This window comes from Streptomyces sp. NPDC107528, from assembly GCF_055639295.1.
Window position 1 is genome coordinate 142,968 of sequence record NZ_JBVKAV010000009.1, and the last position, 19,378, is coordinate 162,345.

General features: G+C 69.5%; 20 protein-coding genes and 1 pseudogene. 9 read left to right on the top strand and 12 right to left on the bottom strand.

The window, feature by feature from the left end; genetic code table 11:
• Positions 1 to 765 carry a dienelactone hydrolase family protein gene (locus ACZ7L5_RS27780; RefSeq protein WP_471519697.1) on the bottom strand — a complete coding sequence of 255 codons (765 nt, stop codon included), beginning with the start codon at positions 763 to 765 and terminating at the stop codon, positions 1 to 3.
• 239 nt (positions 766 to 1,004) lie between these two features.
• On the opposite strand from ACZ7L5_RS27780, the gene ACZ7L5_RS27785 reads away from it, so the two are divergent.
• Positions 1,005 to 2,123: an AI-2E family transporter gene (locus ACZ7L5_RS27785; RefSeq protein ID WP_471519699.1), complete on the top strand. Its 1,119-nt coding sequence runs from the start codon at positions 1,005 to 1,007 to the stop codon at positions 2,121 to 2,123.
• Positions 2,124 to 2,223: 100 nt separating this feature from the next.
• Here ACZ7L5_RS27785 and ACZ7L5_RS27790 read toward each other — a convergent pair whose 3' ends face one another.
• Positions 2,224 to 2,886, bottom strand: a complete 663-nt coding sequence (locus tag ACZ7L5_RS27790; RefSeq protein ID WP_471519701.1) for a pyridoxamine 5'-phosphate oxidase family protein — start codon at positions 2,884 to 2,886, stop codon at positions 2,224 to 2,226.
• Positions 2,887 to 3,290: 404 nt separating this feature from the next.
• Positions 3,291 to 4,289, bottom strand: a complete 999-nt coding sequence (locus ACZ7L5_RS27795) for an RNA polymerase subunit sigma-70 (RefSeq protein WP_471519703.1) — start codon at positions 4,287 to 4,289, stop codon at positions 3,291 to 3,293.
• Between the two features lie 194 nt (positions 4,290 to 4,483).
• On the opposite strand from ACZ7L5_RS27795, the gene ACZ7L5_RS27800 reads away from it, so the two are divergent.
• Together ACZ7L5_RS27800 and ACZ7L5_RS27805 are read left to right on the top strand one after the other, a co-directional pair.
• Positions 4,484 to 4,975, top strand: a complete 492-nt coding sequence (locus tag ACZ7L5_RS27800) for a DUF2975 domain-containing protein (protein WP_471519705.1) — start codon at positions 4,484 to 4,486, stop codon at positions 4,973 to 4,975.
• Positions 4,975 to 5,196: a helix-turn-helix domain-containing protein gene (locus tag ACZ7L5_RS27805; protein WP_328883559.1), complete on the top strand. Its 222-nt coding sequence runs from the start codon at positions 4,975 to 4,977 to the stop codon at positions 5,194 to 5,196. Before ACZ7L5_RS27800 ends, ACZ7L5_RS27805 begins: the two co-directional genes overlap by 1 nt.
• A 58-nt stretch (positions 5,197 to 5,254) precedes the next feature.
• On the opposite strand, the pseudogene ACZ7L5_RS27810 reads toward ACZ7L5_RS27805, so the two are convergent.
• A pseudogene (locus ACZ7L5_RS27810) lies at positions 5,255 to 6,064 on the bottom strand (helix-turn-helix transcriptional regulator); the annotation flags it as partial.
• Positions 6,065 to 6,185: 121 nt separating this feature from the next.
• Between ACZ7L5_RS27810 and ACZ7L5_RS27815 the strand changes: the two are divergent.
• Positions 6,186 to 6,872, top strand: a complete 687-nt coding sequence (locus tag ACZ7L5_RS27815; protein WP_471519707.1) for a flavodoxin — start codon at positions 6,186 to 6,188, stop codon at positions 6,870 to 6,872.
• Between the two features lie 52 nt (positions 6,873 to 6,924).
• Here ACZ7L5_RS27815 and ACZ7L5_RS27820 read toward each other — a convergent pair whose 3' ends face one another.
• The 4 genes from ACZ7L5_RS27820 to ACZ7L5_RS27835 all read right to left on the bottom strand — a co-directional run bounded on the left by ACZ7L5_RS27820 (position 6,925) and on the right by ACZ7L5_RS27835 (position 11,098).
• Positions 6,925 to 7,698 carry a DUF6338 family protein gene (locus ACZ7L5_RS27820; protein WP_471519709.1) on the bottom strand — a complete coding sequence of 258 codons (774 nt, stop codon included), beginning with the start codon at positions 7,696 to 7,698 and terminating at the stop codon, positions 6,925 to 6,927.
• Positions 7,688 to 7,909, bottom strand: a complete 222-nt coding sequence (locus ACZ7L5_RS27825; protein ID WP_471519711.1) for a hypothetical protein — start codon at positions 7,907 to 7,909, stop codon at positions 7,688 to 7,690. The genes ACZ7L5_RS27820 and ACZ7L5_RS27825 overlap by 11 nt, the downstream gene beginning before the upstream one ends.
• Before the next feature lie 98 nt (positions 7,910 to 8,007).
• Positions 8,008 to 10,503, bottom strand: a complete 2,496-nt coding sequence (locus ACZ7L5_RS27830; protein ID WP_471519713.1) for a CHAT domain-containing protein — start codon at positions 10,501 to 10,503, stop codon at positions 8,008 to 8,010.
• A gap of 220 nt (positions 10,504 to 10,723) precedes the next feature.
• Positions 10,724 to 11,098: a hypothetical protein gene (locus tag ACZ7L5_RS27835; RefSeq protein ID WP_365067499.1), complete on the bottom strand. Its 375-nt coding sequence runs from the start codon at positions 11,096 to 11,098 to the stop codon at positions 10,724 to 10,726.
• Between the two features lie 157 nt (positions 11,099 to 11,255).
• Between ACZ7L5_RS27835 and ACZ7L5_RS27840 the strand changes: the two genes are divergently transcribed.
• From ACZ7L5_RS27840 to infA, 3 genes are all read left to right on the top strand, one after another.
• Positions 11,256 to 12,530, top strand: a complete 1,275-nt coding sequence (locus tag ACZ7L5_RS27840) for an NlpC/P60 family protein (protein WP_471519715.1) — start codon at positions 11,256 to 11,258, stop codon at positions 12,528 to 12,530.
• A gap of 191 nt (positions 12,531 to 12,721) precedes the next feature.
• On the top strand, positions 12,722 to 13,513 hold the full coding sequence (locus ACZ7L5_RS27845; RefSeq protein ID WP_471519717.1) for a GNAT family N-acetyltransferase: 792 nt from the start codon (positions 12,722 to 12,724) through the stop codon (positions 13,511 to 13,513).
• On the top strand, positions 13,510 to 13,734 hold the full coding sequence (gene infA, locus ACZ7L5_RS27850) for a translation initiation factor IF-1 (protein ID WP_269637243.1): 225 nt from the start codon (positions 13,510 to 13,512) through the stop codon (positions 13,732 to 13,734). The genes ACZ7L5_RS27845 and infA overlap by 4 nt, the downstream gene beginning before the upstream one ends.
• Positions 13,735 to 13,876: 142 nt before the next feature.
• Here infA and ACZ7L5_RS27855 read toward each other — a convergent pair whose 3' ends face one another.
• The 4 genes from ACZ7L5_RS27855 to ACZ7L5_RS27870 all read right to left on the bottom strand — a co-directional run bounded on the left by ACZ7L5_RS27855 (position 13,877) and on the right by ACZ7L5_RS27870 (position 17,423).
• On the bottom strand, positions 13,877 to 14,119 hold the full coding sequence (locus ACZ7L5_RS27855) for a hypothetical protein (RefSeq protein WP_471519719.1): 243 nt from the start codon (positions 14,117 to 14,119) through the stop codon (positions 13,877 to 13,879).
• 93 nt (positions 14,120 to 14,212) lie between these two features.
• Positions 14,213 to 15,334, bottom strand: a complete 1,122-nt coding sequence (locus ACZ7L5_RS27860; RefSeq protein ID WP_471520192.1) for a PP2C family protein-serine/threonine phosphatase — start codon at positions 15,332 to 15,334, stop codon at positions 14,213 to 14,215.
• Positions 15,335 to 15,498: 164 nt separating this feature from the next.
• A complete protein-coding gene (locus ACZ7L5_RS27865) occupies positions 15,499 to 16,347 on the bottom strand; it encodes an ABC transporter permease (protein WP_471519721.1) in 849 nt (282 codons plus the stop codon).
• A 50-nt stretch (positions 16,348 to 16,397) separates the two neighbouring features.
• Positions 16,398 to 17,423, bottom strand: coding sequence for an ABC transporter substrate-binding protein (locus ACZ7L5_RS27870; protein ID WP_471519723.1), 1,026 nt, complete (start codon positions 17,421 to 17,423; stop codon positions 16,398 to 16,400).
• Positions 17,424 to 17,643: 220 nt separating this feature from the next.
• On the opposite strand from ACZ7L5_RS27870, the gene ACZ7L5_RS27875 reads away from it, so the two are divergent.
• Positions 17,644 to 18,429 carry an ABC transporter ATP-binding protein gene (locus ACZ7L5_RS27875; RefSeq protein ID WP_328883574.1) on the top strand — a complete coding sequence of 262 codons (786 nt, stop codon included), beginning with the start codon at positions 17,644 to 17,646 and terminating at the stop codon, positions 18,427 to 18,429.
• Positions 18,426 to 19,370, top strand: a complete 945-nt coding sequence (locus ACZ7L5_RS27880; protein ID WP_471519725.1) for an LLM class F420-dependent oxidoreductase — start codon at positions 18,426 to 18,428, stop codon at positions 19,368 to 19,370. Before ACZ7L5_RS27875 ends, ACZ7L5_RS27880 begins: the two co-directional genes overlap by 4 nt.
• The last annotated feature ends 8 nt before the right edge of the window (positions 19,371 to 19,378 follow it).

Genomic DNA, 19,378 nt, shown 5'->3' on the forward strand with positions numbered 1-19,378 from the left:
TCAGTCCATGGCAGTGGCTCCCCGGGCGGTGAGGGTCCGATCGAGGAGGGGCAGCAGCCGGTCCCAATGGCGCTGCAGCGCACCGGGGTTGAAGGCGTCGGTGTCGGACATGGTGAAGCCGTGGACGGTGCCGGGGTAGATCTCGGAGGTGTAGTCGATGCCCGCGGCGTCCAGGGCCCGGTTGAGCTCGCCGAGCGCCTCGGGAGTCAAGTCGGTCTCGGCGTGGCCGAGGTGGACCTTGGCGGTGAGCGTCGAGAGGAGACGACGCAGGCTGTCGGGCCCGTCGGCACCCACGGGGCCGTGGAATCCGGCGACGGCGGCCACCTGGTCAGGGTGGGCAGCGGCGGTGCGCATCGCCAGGAGGCCGCCTATGCAGTAGCCGGTCACCGCGACCGGTCCGGCAGCCACCTCGGGCTGGGCGGTGAGGAACCTGAGACAGGCATCCGCGTCGCTCAGGACACGTTCGGCGGTGTGCGCCTCGATCAGAGGCATCAGCTGGGCGAAGACCGCGGGCCGGGCCTCTTCTCCGATGAACTCGGGAAGCTCGATCACCGGCGCCGGCCCGTTCCGGTAGAAGAAGTTGGGGACCAGCACGTAGTACCCGTGCCCGGCCAGTGCGCAGGCCATCTCCCGCACCACGGGCCGGATGCCGAAGCCGTCCGCGTACATCAGCACCCCTGGGTGCTGCTCGCCACGGTCGGGGCAGGCGGCGAAAGCGTCGGCCCGGCCGTCCGCGGTGGGAATGTGCAACATCTTGGTGAGCATGAGTTCTCCTGTCGTGGTCGACGTGTCGAATGGGGTTCAACACGACAGGAGGCGGAGCCCGCGCAGCAGCGCCGGATCCCCGATCCAACAGCGGGCCGGCACCGGCCCGTACGGCGCTCAGGGGAGCGCCGGGTCACCAATCCGTGTGTGGCGCGATGCCGTCCCGGTAGTCATCGCCCACAACGTAGCCCACGGGACAGAGGCGATGCCAGTGACGGGAGTGCCAATAGTGTGACCGCATGCCTGACATGTTGAGTTCCGGGAGAACCCGCGCCGCGCTTGCCACCTCCGCGCGCGTATCGGTCGAGTTGCTGTTGGTGTTCGCGACGGTCGCGGTGGCCCTGTGGGGTCTCGCCCGCATGTGGTCGGTCGTGTGGCCGGTGATCATTGCGCTGTTCCTCACCACACTGACCTGGCCGATGACTCGTGCGCTGCGGCGGCGTGGGTGGCCCCCGGCGCTGGCCGCGTTGCTGGTGACCCTGCTCTTCCTCCTGGCCATCCTCGGCATCGTGGCGCTGATCGCGGTTCCGGTGGCGTCTCAGTCGGGCGAGTTGAGCGACGGTGTGGTCGAGGGCATCAAGAAGATGCGCGAGTGGGCCGCGGGGCCACCGCTGAACATCGGCGACGACCAGATCACGACTGCCCTGGACACCGCGGCGGCCCGGGTCCAAGGCAGCGTCGGCAGCTTGGTCAACACCGTCGCAACGGGAGTGGCCACCACGCTGAGCGGCTTGGTCACGGCCATCCTGGCGGTCTTCCTGATGTTCTTCTTCCTCAAGGACGGCCCGCGATTCCTGCCCTGGCTCGCCCGCCAGTTGCCCGGACGACTCGCCAAGGACGTTCCGGTCCTGGCCGAGCGAGCCTGGGACACCTTGGGCGCGTTCATGCGGTCTCAGGCACTCGTCGGCCTGCTCGACGCCGCCTTCATCGGCCTCGGCCTGTGGATTCTGGACGTACCGCTGGTGCTGCCGCTGACGGTGCTGACCTTCGTCTCGGCGTTCGTGCCCATCGTGGGCGCGGTGTTCGCCGGTTTCGTCGCGTGTCTCATCGCGCTGGTGTCGAACGGTCTTACGGACGCCCTGATCGTGCTGGCGATCATCCTCGTGGTGCAGCAACTTGAGGGCAACGTGTTCCAGCCCATGATCCAGAGCCGTGGTCTCGGCCTGCACGGCGCGGTGATTCTGCTGGCGGTGACGTTGGGTGGCAGTCTGGCCGGCATCGTGGGCAGCCTTCTTGCCGTGCCCCTCACTGCACTGATCGCGGTGATCTGGAACTACCTGCGGGAGCAGCTCGCCGACCCGCCGCAGGAGCCGGAGGCCGACAAGTCGCGGACCGGTGTCGCCGTCCCGGAAGTGTGACACCGACCTGGCAGCGACCCCTTGCCCGGTTCAACGCCGAACCCCCGCAGCGGGCCCGGTGGCCCCGACCGCCCTACGCGCGTACCGGATCCGCCACCGGTCAGCCCCTGCCCGGCAGAGATCCGGTGCGAGTTCTCGCAGTCTGCTCGCCCTCATGCGGCGGGGCCTGGTGCTCGGCGCCGAGGACGAAGTAATCGGCGTCCTTCGGCCGCTGGGCCCCCGGGCGTGGACGGGGCGCCGGCACGAGATGGGGGATGTGCTTGGAGCAGTGCACATACGCCTCCTCGACCGTGATGTGCACCCAGAATTCGGGCCTGCGTCCAGGAGCGGTGTCCACAGGAAGCTGGGGGTAGGCCCGCCGCTGCTCGTCGTCCCGGTGGAGCCGAGCTCCGCCGTTGACGTGCAGGCCGATGTGGTCGTGTGCGAAGTCGACGAAGAGCAGGCCGACATGCGGGTTCTCGGTGATGTTCCCCGCACTGGCGAGGACACCGTTCCCACGGTACTCGGGGTAGGTGAGAGTGCCGTCGTCCAGCACGGTGACGAAACCCGGGGGACCGGCACGGAAGGTGACGTCGCAGGCTCCGCCGGCGTCCGACGTGGACAGGAACGCCATGGTCTGGCGACCTATGAAGTCAGCCATCTGTGGTGTCAGACGGGCCTGCACCTGACGGTCGTAGAAGGTGGCGGCCTGGTCGGCCGTGCCGAGAACATTCTGCAGGCGGCGCTCGCCGACGGAACCGGTAAACTCGTGGGTGTGGTTCACGGAACGCGCTGCCTTCCTCTTGCCTGCAACTGGGTGTGGCGCCACGGCACTCTAACGCTGGGTGGAGCGCGCTGTCGTGGTGGGCCCAGGTATCCGACTGCGCAGGCGGTGCGGTCGACACTGCGCAGGCGGTGCGGTCGACGAGGAGCGCGACCGTCGGGGTGCGTTGGGGAAGAACAAACGGGCGGGGCGGCGTCTTGGCCGCCCCACCCTGGCCCCCTGGCTTCCGAGTAAGGCATGGTCGCGTTGCTGCGCACTGGCTGATCAGGTCGTGAGCCAGAAGCGAGATGGCCGGCGCCGAGACAGGCGGCCATCTCGCAGGCGGCGACGAGGAGTTCGGCGTGCGCTCGCGTATGCCCTTGCGTCGCGCCCGCCGCTGCGCAGCGCCAGCGTCCACACCGGGACTACTCCGTGCCGTCCGCCGGCAGGCGCTCCGGCAGTCCGAGCCGGGGGAACTGGTCGTCGTGGAAGGTGATGATCTCGGTGATCGCCCCGCCGGTGACGCGCAGGACGTCGATCGTCAGCGGCAGGTACGTACCCTCCTGCTTCTGCCAGAGGTAGAAGGCGACGGCGGGCTGCCGGTTCACCGAGGTGTGGACGGCGCGCAGGCCCTTCATGCCCTCGAAGCCGCTCTCGATCCAGTCGTGCACCACCGCGTCGCGGCCGACGTACAGGCCCGGCGTGGGCGGCATCGAGCAGCGGACGTCGTCCCGCAGCATGGCGGCGAGCCCGCTGACATCCGTGGCCAGGCTGGCGTCGGTGTAACGGCGCACCAACTCGCGCGTCCCGCTGTCCTCCTCGCCGCCGGTCCAGTCCTGCCGCTCGGCGGGCAGGTGCTCCCGCATGCCGGCGCGGGCCCGCTGCAGCGCGCTGTTCACGGAGTTGACGGAGTCCCCGAGGGCCTCCGCGACGTCCTTCGCCGGCCAGCCGAGCACGTCCCGCAGAATCAGCACGGCCCGCGGGCGCGGCGCGAGGTGCTGGACTGCCACCAGGTACGCCAGCTCGATCGTCTCCCGCGCGACGGCGATGGTTTCCGGCTCGTCCGCTTCGCCCGCGGGCAGCTCGTCGAGCAGCCGGTCCGGGTAGGGCTGCAGCCACAGCACCTCGCCGCCGGTCGCGGGCTCCGGGCGGCGCTTGGCCAGCAGGTCCAGGCAGGCATTGGTGGCGATCCGGTACAGCCAGGCCCGGAACGTCGACCGCCCCTCGAAGGTCTCCCGCCGCCGCCAGGCACGGAGGAACGTCTCCTGCACGGTGTCCTCCGCGTCCTCGAACGACCCGAGCATCCGGTAGCAGTGCACATGCAGCTCCCGCCGGTGCCGCTCCGCCAGCCCCGAGAACGCCGGCTCGTCCACCTCGCCCAGACCGCTCACGCCCATCTCCTCCAGCCGCGTGTCCGCACTCATCACCGTCATCCTTCCGCCTCGTCGTGTCCCGTCGTAGGTGTGACGGATGCGGGCGCGACAACTCATCACCAGGGTCCGTCGGCATGGCCGACGGCATGGCTGATCCAGCGCCGTATCCGCTGGCTCAGCTCTTGCTTAATCTATCGAAACTCGATAGATTCCCATCGCAACTCGATGGAAGGATGGACGGCCCCATGGGAAAGCTGGCAGTGCGTGCGCTTCGCGCCGTGCTCGTGGTGGTGCTCGTCGGCACCGTGTTCGTGCAGGCGTTGATGGTGTGGACGTTGGTCAGTGGGAACGACCCGGAGGACGGGTCGCTCCCCCTGACCCCGCTGCGCGTGATCACGATCCTGGGCATGGTGTCGGCCCAGGTCGCTGTGGTCGGCGTATGGCGGCTGGTGACGATGGTGCGACGCGGAACAGTGTTCTCCCATGCCGCCTTCCGGTACGTGGACGCCGTGATCGGCGCGATCGTGGCGGCTGCCCTCCTGTGGTTCGCGGTCACGGGCATCAATGCGCCGGGTCAGCGGGACGACCCCGGCGTCACCGTCATCATGGGCGGGATCGGCCTGGCCATCCTGGGGGTCGCGCTCATCGTGCTCGTGCTGCGGATGCTGCTCGCCCAGGCCGTCGCGCGCGATGTCGAAGCGGCGCAGATGCAGGCCGAGTTGGACGAGGTGATCTGATGCCGATCGTCGTCGACATCGACGTGATGCTGGCCAAGCGGAAGATGTCCGTGGGGGACCTCGCGGACCGCGTAGGGATCACGCCCGCCAATCTGGCGGTACTCAAGAACGGTCGCGCCAAGGCGGTGCGTTTCGCGACGCTCGCCGCACTCTGCGACGTACTCGCGTGCCAGCCGGGCGACCTGTTGCGCTGGGAGGCCGAGGACGCCGCAGGCGGATGACGTGCCCCGCGTGGGTGTGACAACGCCGGCCCTACCGGTCTCACAAGGGAGCACCGGCTTACAGCTGCTGACCGGTGCTCTTGGGCGAGGGCGACGGGTGTTGCGCCGGTTGCGGTGCGGTCATGTCGAGAAGGAGGAGAGCGTCGTGGTCGGGGCTGCCGGGGTCGGCGGTGTACACGCCGATGCGCTGGCCGGGGGTGCCTTCGACGTGCGGTGACTGCGAGGTGAGGGTGACCGGGCCGACCAGCGGGTGTCGGAAGGTCTTCTGTGCGGGCTTGCGCCCGGTCACTTCGTAGCGTTCCCACAGGCCCGCGAAGTCCGCGCTCTTGAGGAGGAGTTCGCCGACGAGGTTGGTCAGGTCCGGGGCGTCGGACGCGGTGCCGGCTGTGGCGCGCAGGCGTGCGACGCATGCGGTGATCTGTCGGTCCCAGTCGGTGAACAGGTCCCGGGCCGCGGGGTGGAGGAAGAGGTAGCGGGCGAGGTTGCGGTGCTTGGCGGGCCAGTCGTCCAGCCCGGCGTAGAGAGCGAGGCCGCCGGGGTTCCAGGCCAGCATGTCCATGCTGCGGCTGATGACGTAGGCCGGGTTCGGGCGCAGTGACTCCAGCAGCAGCTTGAGGTGGGGGCGCACCGTGCGGCTCGGGGCGGGAGGCGGCTCCGGGGCGTAGCGGGCGGCTCGGGCGGCGAGCTCGCGCAGGTGCTGATGCTCCTGGTCGTCCATGCGCAGGGCGCGGGCCAGCGCGTCGAGGACGGAGGGGCTGGGGCGGGTCTCCTTGCCGCGTTCCAGGCGCACGTAGTAGTCGATGCTGATGCCGGCGAGGGTGGCCAGCTCCTCGCGGCGCAGCCCGGGGGTGCGGCGGATGCCGGCGCCGCTTCCAGCTCACGGATGAGCAGATGACACGGATCTCCACCCTGGACACCGGCAGCTCACTGTTCTTCGACCACCGCGATCCGGAGGTCGTCACCTGGCTCGCCAAGCGCCGCCTCGACGCATGACCGCCACCCCACGACGACGCGCCTTCCTGCGGGCCACCTTGATGACCGGTCTCGGCGCTGTGACCGGAGCCCAACTCACCGGCTGCTCCTCGCCTGCGGGGCAGGGGAGCCGGCGTCAGACGGCGTCCCCGAGGCCCTCCACGACGACCCCGGGCAGGGGGAAGGTGTTGCTGGCCTACTTCTCGCGTCCGGGCGAGAACTACTACCACGGTGGACGCACCATCCTGAAGGTCGGCAATACCGAGGTCCTGGCGCGCATGATCAGCAGTCTCATACCGTGCGACGTACACCGTATCGAGGCTGCCGACCCATACCCGTGGGACTACGACGAGACCGTCCGCCGCAACGTGCGCGAACAGGACGATGACGCGCGCCCGGCCATCAAGGGCCGGTTGCCCTCCCTCGACGGCTACGACACCGTTCTCCTCGGCAGCCCCATCTGGAACGTCCGGGCACCCATGATCATGACCACGTTCTGCGAACAGCTCGACTTCCGCGGCAGGACCGTCGCCCCGTTCACCACGCACGCCATGAGCGGCCTCGGCACGACCGCACGCGACTACGCGCGCTCCTGCCTCGGCGCGACGATCGCCCCGGGCCTGGCAGTGCGCGGCGAAGAAGTCGCCGACGCCGATACCGACATCCGGACCTGGCTTCGCGAGCGCGGGCTCGTCGGCTCATGACGAACATCCGCCGTGGGCGGCGGCCCGGAGCTGATGCGGCGAGGCGGACTCTCTACGTCGTGCCTCCCGAAGCGGGCGCCGCGCTGTTGCCCGGCGGGGGCGCCGCCCCTCCGCCCGGCGGGGATGCTGCCCCTCCCGCCGGTGGGGGCACGATCGCGGTGCCGGGCGCCGGCTGAGTCACCGGCTGTGGTGGGTAGCTGATGTGCACCACGCGCACGAGCGCACCCGGCACGAAGACGCACACCGCCTTCGAGCGGGTGCGGGGCACGTCATCCGGCCCGGTCCAGGCGATCGGCTGCTGGAGCACGAGATCGCGCCGGGCCGGGTCGGGGTCGGTCGAAACGTAGCGCACATATCCTTCCACCAGGCGCCCGTCGGACAGTTCGACGGCAACGAAGGGCTTCCGCCGGTCCGCTCCCGCCCGGTCCGTGAGGGCGTACACGGCCACCGTGCCGTCCCGCAGCCCCGCGCCCGTGCGCTTGGACGACGTCCGTCCCGCGTACACCCCGGCCAGCGTACTGAGCACCATGCTCAGCGCCATGGTCACCAGCGCGGCACCGATCCACGACCAGGGGCGGTCCCGGAAGTCGGCCGGCGCCCCGTGCAGGGCGTCGACCGGCACCAGGAAGGTGACCAGTTCCCCGGCCAGCAGCGTCAGCAGCAGTCCGGCGGTGGTCGCCAACGCACCTACGCTGAACAGCTGGACGACCTCGATGGTCGACGACCGGGTGTCCTGTGGACGGTAGCGGCGCAGTGCCTGGTGGAACGCGAAGCCCGGCGTCATCGCGGCGAGGAGGATCACCGCGGCGATGACGCTACTGGGCACGAGGCTGCCCCTGCGCGCCGGGGTCCGGAGGCTGGGCGGGCGGCGCGCTGGTCACGGCGGGCGGCAGTTCGAGGTCGGGTTCGTCGATCAGGTCCTCCACGACGAAATGCCGGTCGTCAAAGCCGAACTCGTCCTCCCAGTCCTCGCTGCCGGACCCACCGGTCCCGTCAGGCCCGGATCCGTACGAGGGTGTGTGGTGCTCGGTCGCCATGGGGAGTGCGTCCTTCCTGTGCAGGTGCGCTGTTGACATGCGGTGTCGGTCGTGTTCCAGTCCGATGAGCGTCGTCGTCACGTCCGATGGGCGTCTCTTCAAGTCAGGTGAGGGTCCTCGAACGTCGTGGTGATGCTGACGAGCCCCGCCCACAGTCGCGGCGGCACCGTGCCGACTTCCGCGCGGTACTGACGCTGGGCGGTGCGCAGGGCCGTCGAGGGCGGGACGCCCTGTGCGAGAAGCCGGTAGAGGATGGCCAGGATGCGGGCGGTGGGGTGGCTGTGCCGAGGGTTCTTCGCCCTCCCGTCCGGCAGCGGAAAGATCCCACCGATGACCGTCTCGGCACCGCGGCACAGGGCGACCGTGGGAATGCCGAGCGGGTCGGTGCCGCGGCGCTCGTCGAGCTCGGCGGACAGGCAGGCGTTGATGAGCAGGGTCCGCGGGAAACGCAGGGTGAGCATGCGGGCCGCCGACAGCTGAGTACGCCGGTCCAGGCGAAGCGCGTGGGCCAGTCCGGGGCTGTCGTTGCCGTGTACGGAGGCAGCGCCGACCGAGAAACCGGCGCCGTCCGGACCGAGCACCGTCAGCAGTTCTGCGGCGGTGCGGGCATGGACGACCTCGGTGCCGTAAGCGGCGTCGAGAGCGTTCCGTTCGAGGTCCAGGCCCTCGGCGTTGACACCGGCGAGATAGGCGAATGCACGGTTCTTGACGGCGCCGGTCGCTCGCTCGTCGCTGTCTGCGGCCGCGCTGTCCGCGAGTGACAGGCTGGGCAGCATGGCCAGGACCGCACGGTCGAGCACGTAGCCTTCGGGATCGTCCGGTTCGACACTGAGCGCGGCCCACGGCACCCGCCACAGGCGTGAGTCGGGTTCGATCAGCAACTTCGGCACCGCGCCTGCGGGGTTGGTGTTGCGCAGCAGGTCCACCAGGCCGCTGGGCAGCAGGAGCTGGGCGAGGGTGGCCCACGGGGTGGTGTCGCGAGCGGTCAGATGGCGGCAGCGTGGTGTCGTGCGCCAATCGGGGGCTTCCGCGCGGACTCCCTCCGTTTCGCCGGCTGCGCTGTCCGGCACGATCTGGGCGGGCGTCGGAAGCGCCGGGCCCTGGCGCAGGTCTTGGAGCCCGGTGACCTCGCCGAGCAGGATCCCCGCGGCGCCCTCGACCGGGTGGAGGAACGGATGCTGTATGCCGTCCGGGTCCGTCCACAGCCCGGCGATGCGGTTCGTCCGGCCGTTGCCGACGAGCCGAAGTTGCAGCACATGGCTGCTCCAACGCTGCGCGTACGCGCGCGGGTCGCCAGTCCGTCCCTCGTCGCCTGCGCTCAGCGCCCACCGAAACCGTAGGGAAACCAGCGTCTCCAGTCGTTCGTACGCCCGCGCCACCTCTTGCTGCCCAGCGCGCGGAGGCGAGGCCGGCGCATGAACTTCGGCGGCTCGCGCCGCCTCCGGTGGCGTCGTGCCCTCGGCGCCGGCCAGCGTGCTCAGCAGCCCGACGATCTCGGACATGCCTTCCTGCTCGATGTCGTCAGGCGTCCGCAGGATCAGTTCGCCGCGGAGCATGCGGCGCAGGGCGGTCCGGTTGCCGAGTTCCAGTAGCAACGCGAAGGCCGCCAGGGCCTGTTGGTCGCCGTTCAAGTGCAGGCTGTGGGCGGTGGCGTACGCCGCGAACTCGTGCTCGCTGTAGAGGTCGACGTAGAACGTCTGCGCATCGCGCCAGCCCCAGCCGGCGCGTAGTTCGGCGACGCCGCGCATCATTGCCAGGTAAGCGGCCAGGGCCTCCTGGTCGTTGCCGTGTGCGTGCGCGACCAGGGCGGTGGAGATCAGGTGGCGGACGCGTTGGGGCAGGGCGCAGTCGTCGTGCCCCAGGACTCGTGCCGCCTCGGCTGTCCATCGGGCGGCGTCGTCGGTGCGGTTCTCCGCCAGGGCCAGGATGGCGAGCATGTCGCACGCGATCGCGTGCTGCGGTCTGCAGCGCCACTTGGCGGCAAACTTCCGTGCGGCCGTGGCGTGTTCGATGGCGCGGGGGATGTCGTCGGCGTCGAGGGCGATGTTGGTGAGGTAGAGCTCCACGCGGACCCGGCTGAGCCGGTACATGAATCCCCCGCCGACCTCCAAAGCCTGTGTCAGGGTGCGGTGGGCGTCGTCGTTCCGGCCCAACGTGAGCTGGATCCTGCCGAGTTTCTCCAGCGCCTCGGACCACGTGGAGCGGTTCGTGCCCTGCTCGTGGTGGCGGACCGCGGTGACGGCCTCCTGTTCGGCGGTGGGCAGGTCGCCCTGCGCCACCGCGATGTCGCTGCGCAGCATGGCCACGTTCGCGGCAATCAGCGGCAGCCGCTCCGTGGCCGGATGCGCGGCGACGGAGTCGATCAGTTCCACGGCGGCGGCAAGATCTCCGGCCTCGCCCAGTTCCATCGCCCGCTGCAGCCGATCGGTCAACGGCTTCAGGTGGACGGCCTCGCGGCGGACCTCCTTGACGCCGACCATCGGCCCCTGCCGGCCGTGCCTCACCGCGAACACGACGACGACCACGACCAAGAACACGACCGGCGGATACCACGAACCACCCATGACGGCGCGGGAGACGAGGTACGAGAACACAGCTGCCCCGACAAATCCCTTCCACGAGAGGCGAGTCGGCACCTTCTCGGCGGATTTCTCTTGTCCCCTGCCAACTTGTGTCACGACGCCCCCCGGCCTTCACCCCACGGCCTGCCCCACGGCCTGCCTGTGCTGGTAGGACGCTGAGCTTACGGACAGAGAGCGACGAGAGTGACGGAATCAGTAAATGTGACCAACTGGCTGCATTCGAACACGGACCTTAGTTGTAATGCGGCCTCAGATGGAGCGAGTTGATGGGCGACAGGTCCCGGTACTCACCGTGTCCCGCCGCGATCGAGGACGTGCAGTCGTTCGCGTTGTAGCTGAGGCACAGCTCGACAACCGCGCCGTCGTACTGGTTGTTCAACACCCAGTGGTTTCCGTACTGGTTGCTCAGGTTGTGCGCGCCATAGGTCCAGTAGATGTGGCTCGGCGACACGGCCGGGTTCTGGTTCTGCGGGTAGACACAGACCGCGCCGTACGGGCAACCAGCCCAGTCGGAGGCCGGCGCGGCCTGAGCGGTACCCGTGGTGAGCAGGGCCGCGGTGACGGTCGCGAAGGCCAGCGCGGCGGCGCGCCTCAGCATGTTGCGCATGTGGATTTCTGCCTCTCCTGTTGAGCGTTGGGCGTATGCCCGATCGCTGGAACCGTATGGAGGGGGCAGGCGGGTCGCATCCTGACAGATGACAGGGACCGGAGGGTCGGTGGAGTCCCTACGTTCGCGGGAGACCACCGAGCCCAGGGGGAGTCCTGTGATCAACAGAGTTCGCAAGATCCGGGGTCGCCGGGTGCGACTCTTCATGGCCGCGCTCGTGGCCGTGATGAGTCTCGGCCTGCCGGCCGTCTCGGCCACTCCGGCGGCCGCCGCCCCGGGGTGCGCGCCGCTCCAGTCCGGTGCGAGCGCGGCAGCGCGGGCGGCCGTCGAGGTCGCGTGCCGGTACGTCGGTCAGCAGTACGCCTGGGGTGGCGGCCACGCACAGGGCGTGCCCGGTCCGAGTCAGGGCCAGGTCGACCCCACGGACACCGACTCGTACGCGGACCCGACACTGTGGAGCTTCGACTGCATCGGACTGGTGCGCTGGGCCTGGTACAAGGCGACCGGCCGGGACCTCATCACCGAGCGCACGACGCAGGCGACCTTCGCGGCACCGGGGTACGCACACACCAAGTTCCTGAAGTCGCAGGGGTCGGGCGTTCTGCTGCCCGGCGACATCATGTACTTCGGGCGTGAGGGCTTCGGCCCGACGCACGTCGCGCTCTACCTCGGCAACGGCAAGATGGTCGAGGCACCGCAGTCGGGCATGAAGATCCAGGTCAACGACATCAGTGCCCGCTGGGATCGCTACCAGGGCGCGTTCCGCCCGCACGCCGACGTCACGCCGGTGGTCTGGTCCTGGGACGGCCGCGGCTCCTTCCACAAGACCTGGGGCCGGCCCAACCTGCGGCAGAACTCGAACACGGGCAGCGGCATCAACTTCACCAACGGCAACGGAATCTCCGTGAAGGTGCGGGTGCTGTGCCAGCGGGTGGGCGAGCGGGCCACGGTCGACGGCATGGTGAACAACGTCTGGTCGTTCCTGCCGGACTACCACAGCTGGATCAGCAACCTGTTCGTACAGGGGCCGGCCGTGCTCAAGGATGTGCCGTCCTGCGGTGACTACCCGGAGATCGGCGGCACCATGGCCGGCGCGGAGAACAACACGTCCTGCGGCGACGGTACGGAGCCCACCTCTGCGGGCGCCTGGACGGCCAAGTCGACCACCGTCTTCGGCCGCACCGTGGAGCTGCGCTACAGCAGCACCACCCAGTGCGCCTGGGGTCGCATCATCGGCGGCACGGTCGGCGACGAGATCTGGGTCGACCGCAGCGCCGACGGGGGCGAGACCTGGGACTCGATGCTCGGCTTCACCACCATCACCTCGGGCAACGACGCGTACACCACCCAGTGGAACGACGCCGGCCTCGTCATGCGGGCCTGCGGCACCAACGGCCCGGGCGGCGGCATCGAATGCACCGGCTGGTTCTGACCCGGAAAAGGATTTGAGCGAGGAGGCGCCCCGTCGCTAATTTCGTGGCGGACCGTGAAGTCGTCGTATGGAGGTGAGACCCGTGAACACAGTCACCCATGGGTGCTCCCTCAACCCGCAACGGTCCGGCGGCTGACGTTCGGTGTCGCCAGGAGCGCCTGAGATCGAGGCATTCCTGGAGGGATACGCCGATGAACACAAAGCCTTTCACATCTGGCCCGAACGAGACCGCGGTGGTGATCACGCGCGTAGCGGACCGGCAATGGCATGCACTGGATGACGACCTGGTGGTCGGTCGCGGGCATGCGGTGCACCGGCCCGACGGGCGCTTGTTCGTCAGCATCGACGCCTGGCACCACGCCACCTTCGACCGGCTGGCCGAAGCGATGCTGGCGGAACTGCCCGCGCCGCTGTACACGGTGGTCGACGAAGCCGACGTCGAGCTGACAGCCGGCTGGCGGCGTGCCGGGTTCACGATCCGGCGCCGCGAGTGGGAGTACGTCGTGCCGGCCGACCCGCGCGACACCGGGCTCGAAGCAGTCCTGCCGCCTTCGGGCCTCACGATCGTGCCCGCCGGTCAGGCCGACGAGAGTCTGCTGCGGGCGGTGGACCGCGCGATCCGTGACGAAGTCGAGGCGACCGTCGGGTGGCAGTCGATGCCTGCGGAGGTGATTCCCCGCCCCGTAGGTGACACCATCGTCGACCCGTCGAAATACGCGGTGGCCGCGGCGCCGGACCGCTACCTGGGTCTGATCCGGGTGGTGACGGCGAACCGGCCGCGCATCGGGCTGATCGCGGTCCGGGCCGGCGAACGGCGCCGTGGCATCGCTCGGGCGCTGCTGGCCCACGCGCTGGGGACGCTGCACCGGTCCGGGTACGCCGAGGCCTGGACCGAGGTCCACGAGTCCAACCAAGCAGCCTCGGCGCTGTTCGAGGGCATCGGCGCCCGCCCGATGAGCAGCAACCTGGAGCTGGTGCGATGACGAAGAACAAGAACGTCATCGAAGTCGAGGGCAAGGTCGTCGAGTGCCTGCGCAGCGCCATGTTCACCGTGGAGCTCGACAACGGCCACCAGGTGCTCGCGCACATCAGCGGGAAGATCCGCAAGAACTACATCAAGATCGTGCTGGAGGACCGGGTGCTGGTGGAGCTGCCGCCGTACGACCTGACGCGCGGCCGGATCGTGTTCCGGTACCGGAACTAGAGGCGGTCGGCGCCTTCAGCGGTAGCTGATTTCGGGGCCCCGGTGACAGCGTGTCCGTGACCGGGGCCCCGATGATGGCTGTGCCTCGTGGCTCATGCCGCGCGGGACTCGCTCCCGGCGCAGCGGTCGCGCCGTGCCGGCGTCACTGCGGGCCGGGCGAGGCCAGGTTGTCCACCAGCATCGCCAGAGCCGACTTCGGGACGGTTCCGTCCGTGTCGCTGTCGGTCTGCCTCCAGGCTGGGCTCGAGTCCGTGAAACTTGAGCCCTTGGTGTCGTTGACCCCCTGGAAGATGCCGAAGTCGATGGGCCCGTCGTCGGCCGAGGCGGGGAGGGCGGCTGTGAGGAGAGCTGCTCCTGCGAGCACGGCGGCAGTGATGATCTTCATGCCGGACTCAACGACGAGGCCGGCGTCAGGATCTTCTGTCCCGCCCTATTGGCGGAGCGTTCGGGCACGGGGTCCGCCGGCGAATCCGCATCCTCAGGAGTGCCGCGGCATGCGCTCGATCGCCACCATGGCGGCATCGTCTCCCAGATGTCCGCCGACGTGCCGCATCAGGTCCCTGCACAGGTGGGCCAGGAGAGCGTCGGGACTAGGGTCGGCCTTGCCGTCCACCCGTTCCGTGAGCGGGTAGAAGGCGCCCTCGCGGTTGCGGGCCTCGATGACGCCGTCCGTGTAGAGCAGGACGATGTCGCCGTGCTCGAAAGCGAACTGCTCTTCGGCCAGCTCGGTTTCCACGAAATCGGTGAGGCCCAGGGGTGGTGCCGGGTCGCGTACTTCGAGGGGACTGACGTGCCCGCCCCGCAGCAGCAGAGGCGGTGGGTGGCCGCAGTTGATCAGGCGAAGGACCGGCTCGTCGTCCGGGATGTCCAGCGCGGCGGCCGTGATGAACGCCTCGCCGCGATCCTCGGTCGCGGCGTCCAGCGCAGCCGGGTCGTCCAGGTCCGATGAGACGGTTCCCTCGAGGAAGGCCATGAGTGCCGGAAGATCGGCCTGCCTGTGGGCCGCGCCCCGGAAAGCGCCGAGCAGGAGGGCGGCATCCCCGACGGCTTCCAGCCCCTTGCCCCTGACATCGCCGATGACGATCCGGGTCCCGTGCGCCGTACGAGCGGCGGCATACAGATCGCCGCCGATCTGCGCCTCGGATTCGGCGGCCAGGTAGACCGACGCGATCCGCAACGAGCCGACACGCTGGGGAAGCGGCTTGAGCACCAGCTCTTGCGCGGCCGTCGCAACCGACCGCAGCTGACTGACTTCCTTTTCATGGCGCTCGCGCCGGGCGGCGAAGGAGGTCGCAAACGCTGACATCAGGATCAGAATGATCAGCTGAGAGGAGTGGTTCAGATCGGCGAGGGTCGTACGCACCACCGCCACCACGGCCTGGGCCGCTACGGCGATCGCGCCGACGCATGCGGTCGTACGTGGACCGGCGAACGACGCCGTGACGGCGGGCGCGGCCACCAGGAACGGCCCGAGGTGGACGCTGGGCGGAGCCAGGATGTCGACCACCGTGACGATCACGATCATCATGATCGGCACCGCCAGCAGCAACTGAGGTGGCTCCTGTGGCCAACGATGATCTTTGAGGCGTCGCGGAACCATACATTCTGGATACACCCCGCCGCGCCCCGGCGCCCGCACCGACGCCGCCACAGCCCTGATCGCCGCCCCGGGGCACCCGCTGTCGAGGACATGCCAACGACGGGGGACGGCCGTGCGCGGCAGGGGGGAACGACATGTTGCCAAGAACGAGCACCGCGACCACGTCAGCCGCGCGAGGTGGTTTCCCTGACCCAGGGCAGCGCGAACCGTTCCAACAACAGCAGAGCGAAGTAGAGCAGGATGCTCGTCAGCCCGATCAGGATGATCGCTGCCCAGGCGGTGGCGGTGTCGCCGACCCCGCCTGCCTGCACGATCAGAAAGCCCAGCCCGCTCTCACCGGCCTGGAACTCGCCGATGACGGCGCCGATGGCGGCGAGCGGCATGGCCACCTTCAGCCCGACGAAGATCTGCGGCAGTGCGGCGGGCAACCGCACCTTCCGGAACGCCTGCCAGCGGGAGGCGTCCAGTGAGCGCGCCAACTCGGCCAGGTCCGCGGGGGTCGACGTGAGGCCGGTCGCGGTGGACAGCACGATCGGGAAGAAGCAGAGCAGGAAGACCATGGTCAGGACCGGCTTCTGCCCCCAGCCGAGCGCCCCCACCAGCAGCGGCCCGAGCGCGATCTTCGGAACCGCGTTGACGGCGACCAGCAGCGGCGTGAACATTCGCTCCAGTACCCGCGAGCCCGCCAGTGACAGTCCGATCAGAACCCCGCAGGCGCTGGAGAGAACGAACCCGACGACGGTCTCCACCGTGGTGTCGCCGGTGTGCTCCAGGAACAGGCCCGGGGCTGCGGTGAACGCCGAGAGCACGGCACCCGGCGGAGGCAGCACGGCCGGGTGGATCACCTCCAGCGCCGACGTGAGCAGCCACCACACGCCGAGCGCGACCAGCAGTCCGGCCAACGGCAGCAGTACGGCGCCGATGCCGGTTCCGCGCTGCCGTCCCGGTCCCACTCGCGGCACCGGCTGCGGGCGAGCCGCCGGGGCGGGCGACGGCTTCGAGAGGTCGGTCATCCCACCCACTCCCCGTCCTCTCTCTCCGTCCTGCTCCCCGCGCGACGCGATCAACCCTTCGGTACGAGGTCGAAGTCGATGATCTGATCAGGGGTCATCCCCTTCGGCAGCGCGCCCGCGTCCTTCAGGATCGCGATGCTCCTCGCGACGCGTGCGGAGTTCAGCGTCCCGATCGCCGTGCCGGCACCGTCCGGCTTGACGTACTCGGCCATCAACTCCAACTCGGCGGCCGCGGCGGCCGGGTTCGTGGCGTCCACGTTCCGCTTCAGGATCTCGGAGGCCTCCTTCGTGTGGGCGAGGCTGTACTCCAAACCCTTGAGCAGCGCATTGCTGAACCGCTTCACCATCTCCGGGTCCCGCTCGGCGATCTTCGTGGACGTGATCAGCACGTTCCCGTAGAGATCGGGGGTCACGTCGCTGTACGGCAGCAGGACGGCCTTCTTCTTCGTCACCGTCTCGATGGTCGGCTGACCCACCACGAACTGGCCGATGCCGTCCACCGAACCGCCGGCGAGCGTGCCCATCAGCGTCTGTGCCTCGCCATTGACCCAGGTCACCTTGTCGGCGTCCACTCCGGCCAGTCGGGCGTACGTCGGGAAGAGGTTGCGTACGACGGAGCCGGGCGTGTCGGCCAGCCGCTTGCCCTCGAGGTCCTTCGGTGCGGCGATGCCGTTGCCCTCGGTGGTGGCGATGGCGGCCATGGTGTGCTGCTGGATGGCGGCCACCGCGACGAAGTCCTGCGCCTGGCCACTGCCCATGTGCAGCAGACCGCCCGTGAGGTCGATGGGGCCGAACTGCGCCTGCCCGCCCACCACGGCCGGGATGATGCCGCCGGTGCCCTGGCCGGGCTTGATGTCCACGTCGAAGCCGGCCTCTTCGAAGTACCCCTTGTCCTGTGCGACCCAGGCGTACGCGTCCCGGCCGAAGTTGCCGAACGACGTCAGATAGGTGACCTTCTTGAGCGCCTTGTCGCCGTCACCGTTGCCTGCGTCGGAATCCGAGCCGCCACACCCCGAGACCAGTGCCAGCGCTGTGGCCAGGGCCGTCGCCGCGACCGTACGGGCGAACCTGTTCATGCGCACAGTGTTGTCCTTTCCGACCGCCGACTGTGGCGAGGGCATGACACTCGATGCGGGCAACAGCCTACGAGGGCCCGGCAGTTGTGGGCCAGGTGTGCGGCACTGGTGATACAGAGACAGGAGGACTGGTACCGCTGAGGGGCCAGCCCCGGGTAGCCTGACCGGGCGTCACAAACCGGCCGCCGCGACGATCGCCAGTGGATGGGGAGACCGCCGGATGATCAGACTCACCGGTGTGTCCCGGAGCTTCACCAGCCGGTCCGGTTCGACGGTGGCGCTCCAGGACATCGGCCTGCACATCGCCGAGGGCGAGTTCGTGGCGGTGGTGGGCCGGTCCGGGTGCGGCAAGTCCACACTGCTCAGGCTGATCGCAGGGCTGCTGCCGGTCACCGAGGGCGAGATCACGATCGGCGGCGAACAGGTCGAGGGAGCCAGGCGGGATGTCGCCATGCTGTTCCAGCGGCCGGCCCTGCTGCCCTGGCGTTCCGTCCTCGACAACGTCCTGCTGCCCGTGGAGATCTTCGGCTGGCGCAAGTCCGAGCACCGCGACCGGGCGTACCGGCTGCTGGAGACGGCCGGACTGAGCGGCTTCGAGAAGCACCGGCCGCACGAGCTGTCCGGCGGTATGCAGCAGCGCGTCGCACTGTGCCGGTCGCTGATGGGTGAGCCCCGGGTGCTGCTCATGGACGAGCCGTTCTCCGCACTCGACGCGCTGACCCGCGCGGACCTCGCGGTGGAACTGCAACGCATCCACATCGAGAACGCATCCACCGTCGTCTTCGTCACCCACTCGATAGACGAGGCCGTGCTGCTCGCCGACCGCGTGGTCGTGCTCAGCCCGCGCCCGGGCCGGATCCGCAGGACCGTCGACATCGCCATTCCCCGGCCGAGGACACTGGGCCGGACGGCGCACCTGGACGAAGTGGCCCGCTGCACCGCCGATCTGCACGAGCTGCTGATGGAACGGGACATATCCACGTCGCTCGAAACGGAGGGGCGATGACCGCGCGGATCTGCGTCTTCACCGAGCCGCACCGCGGCGCCGACTACGACGATCAGCTGCGCTTCGCGCAACTCGTCGAAGCCTGCGGGTTCGAGGGGTTCTTCCGGGCCGATCACTACCAGGCCATGGGCGCCGATCCCGGGCTGCCCGGCCCCACCGACGCCTGGCTCACGCTGGGCGCGCTCGCCCGGGAGACCTCCCGGATCCGGCTGGGCACCCTGGTCACCTCGGCCACCTTCCGGCTGCCGGGCCCGCTGGCCGTGACGGTGGCGCAGGTGGACCGGATGAGCGGGGGACGGGTCGAGCTGGGCCTCGGCGCCGGTTGGTACGAACGCGAGCACACCTCGTACGGCATCCCGTTCCCGCCCGCCCCGGAGCGCTTCGACCGGCTGGAGGAGCAGCTGGCCGTGATCACCGGCCTGTGGCGGACGCCGGTCGGCGAGCACTTCAGCCACCACGGTGATCACTACCGACTGCTCGACGCGCCCGCCCTGCCGAAGCCCGTACAGGTCCCCGCGCCGCCGATCATCGTTGGGGGCCGCGGGCCCAAGCGCACCCCGCTGCTGGCCGCTCGGTATGCCGACGAGTTCAACATGCCCTTCAAGTCGGTGGCCGAGACTGCCCGGGCCTACCGACGAGTCGCCGAGGCATGCGAACGGACCGGCCGGGCCGCCGCCGGTCGGCCGCCGCTGGTGCTCTCGACCGGCGTCGTGGTCGCGATCGGCCGCACCGCCGCAGAGGCGCAACGGCGTGCCGCCCCTCTGCACCTCAAGAGCGCCCTGCCGCCGGAGGACCCGGTGATCGGATCCCCGGCCCAACTCGTGGACCGGCTGGGCGAGTTCGCCGCCATCGGCGCCGACCGTTTCCATCTCCGACTGATCGACTTCACCGACCTCGACCACCTGGAACTCATCGCCGGCGAGGTGCTTCCGCAGCTGTAGCACGTGAG

Coding starts and splice junctions, on each gene's coding strand:
- ACZ7L5_RS27780 (WP_471519697.1), bottom strand. CDS start 765: ATGCTCACCAAGATGTTGCACATTCCCACCGCGGACGGCCGGGCCGAC.
- ACZ7L5_RS27785 (WP_471519699.1), top strand. CDS start 1,005: ATGCCTGACATGTTGAGTTCCGGGAGAACCCGCGCCGCGCTTGCCACC.
- ACZ7L5_RS27795 (WP_471519703.1), bottom strand. CDS start 4,289: ATGAGTGCGGACACGCGGCTGGAGGAGATGGGCGTGAGCGGTCTGGGC.
- ACZ7L5_RS27800 (WP_471519705.1), top strand. CDS start 4,484: ATGGGAAAGCTGGCAGTGCGTGCGCTTCGCGCCGTGCTCGTGGTGGTG.
- ACZ7L5_RS27805 (WP_328883559.1), top strand. CDS start 4,975: ATGCCGATCGTCGTCGACATCGACGTGATGCTGGCCAAGCGGAAGATG.
- ACZ7L5_RS27815 (WP_471519707.1), top strand. CDS start 6,186: ATGACCGCCACCCCACGACGACGCGCCTTCCTGCGGGCCACCTTGATG.
- ACZ7L5_RS27825 (WP_471519711.1), bottom strand. CDS start 7,909: ATGGCGACCGAGCACCACACACCCTCGTACGGATCCGGGCCTGACGGG.
- ACZ7L5_RS27835 (WP_365067499.1), bottom strand. CDS start 11,098: ATGCGCAACATGCTGAGGCGCGCCGCCGCGCTGGCCTTCGCGACCGTC.
- ACZ7L5_RS27845 (WP_471519717.1), top strand. CDS start 12,722: ATGAACACAAAGCCTTTCACATCTGGCCCGAACGAGACCGCGGTGGTG.
- infA (WP_269637243.1), top strand. CDS start 13,510: ATGACGAAGAACAAGAACGTCATCGAAGTCGAGGGCAAGGTCGTCGAG.
- ACZ7L5_RS27855 (WP_471519719.1), bottom strand. CDS start 14,119: ATGAAGATCATCACTGCCGCCGTGCTCGCAGGAGCAGCTCTCCTCACA.
- ACZ7L5_RS27860 (WP_471520192.1), bottom strand. CDS start 15,334: ATGGTTCCGCGACGCCTCAAAGATCATCGTTGGCCACAGGAGCCACCT.
- ACZ7L5_RS27865 (WP_471519721.1), bottom strand. CDS start 16,347: ATGACCGACCTCTCGAAGCCGTCGCCCGCCCCGGCGGCTCGCCCGCAG.
- ACZ7L5_RS27870 (WP_471519723.1), bottom strand. CDS start 17,423: ATGAACAGGTTCGCCCGTACGGTCGCGGCGACGGCCCTGGCCACAGCG.
- ACZ7L5_RS27875 (WP_328883574.1), top strand. CDS start 17,644: ATGATCAGACTCACCGGTGTGTCCCGGAGCTTCACCAGCCGGTCCGGT.
- ACZ7L5_RS27880 (WP_471519725.1), top strand. CDS start 18,426: ATGACCGCGCGGATCTGCGTCTTCACCGAGCCGCACCGCGGCGCCGAC.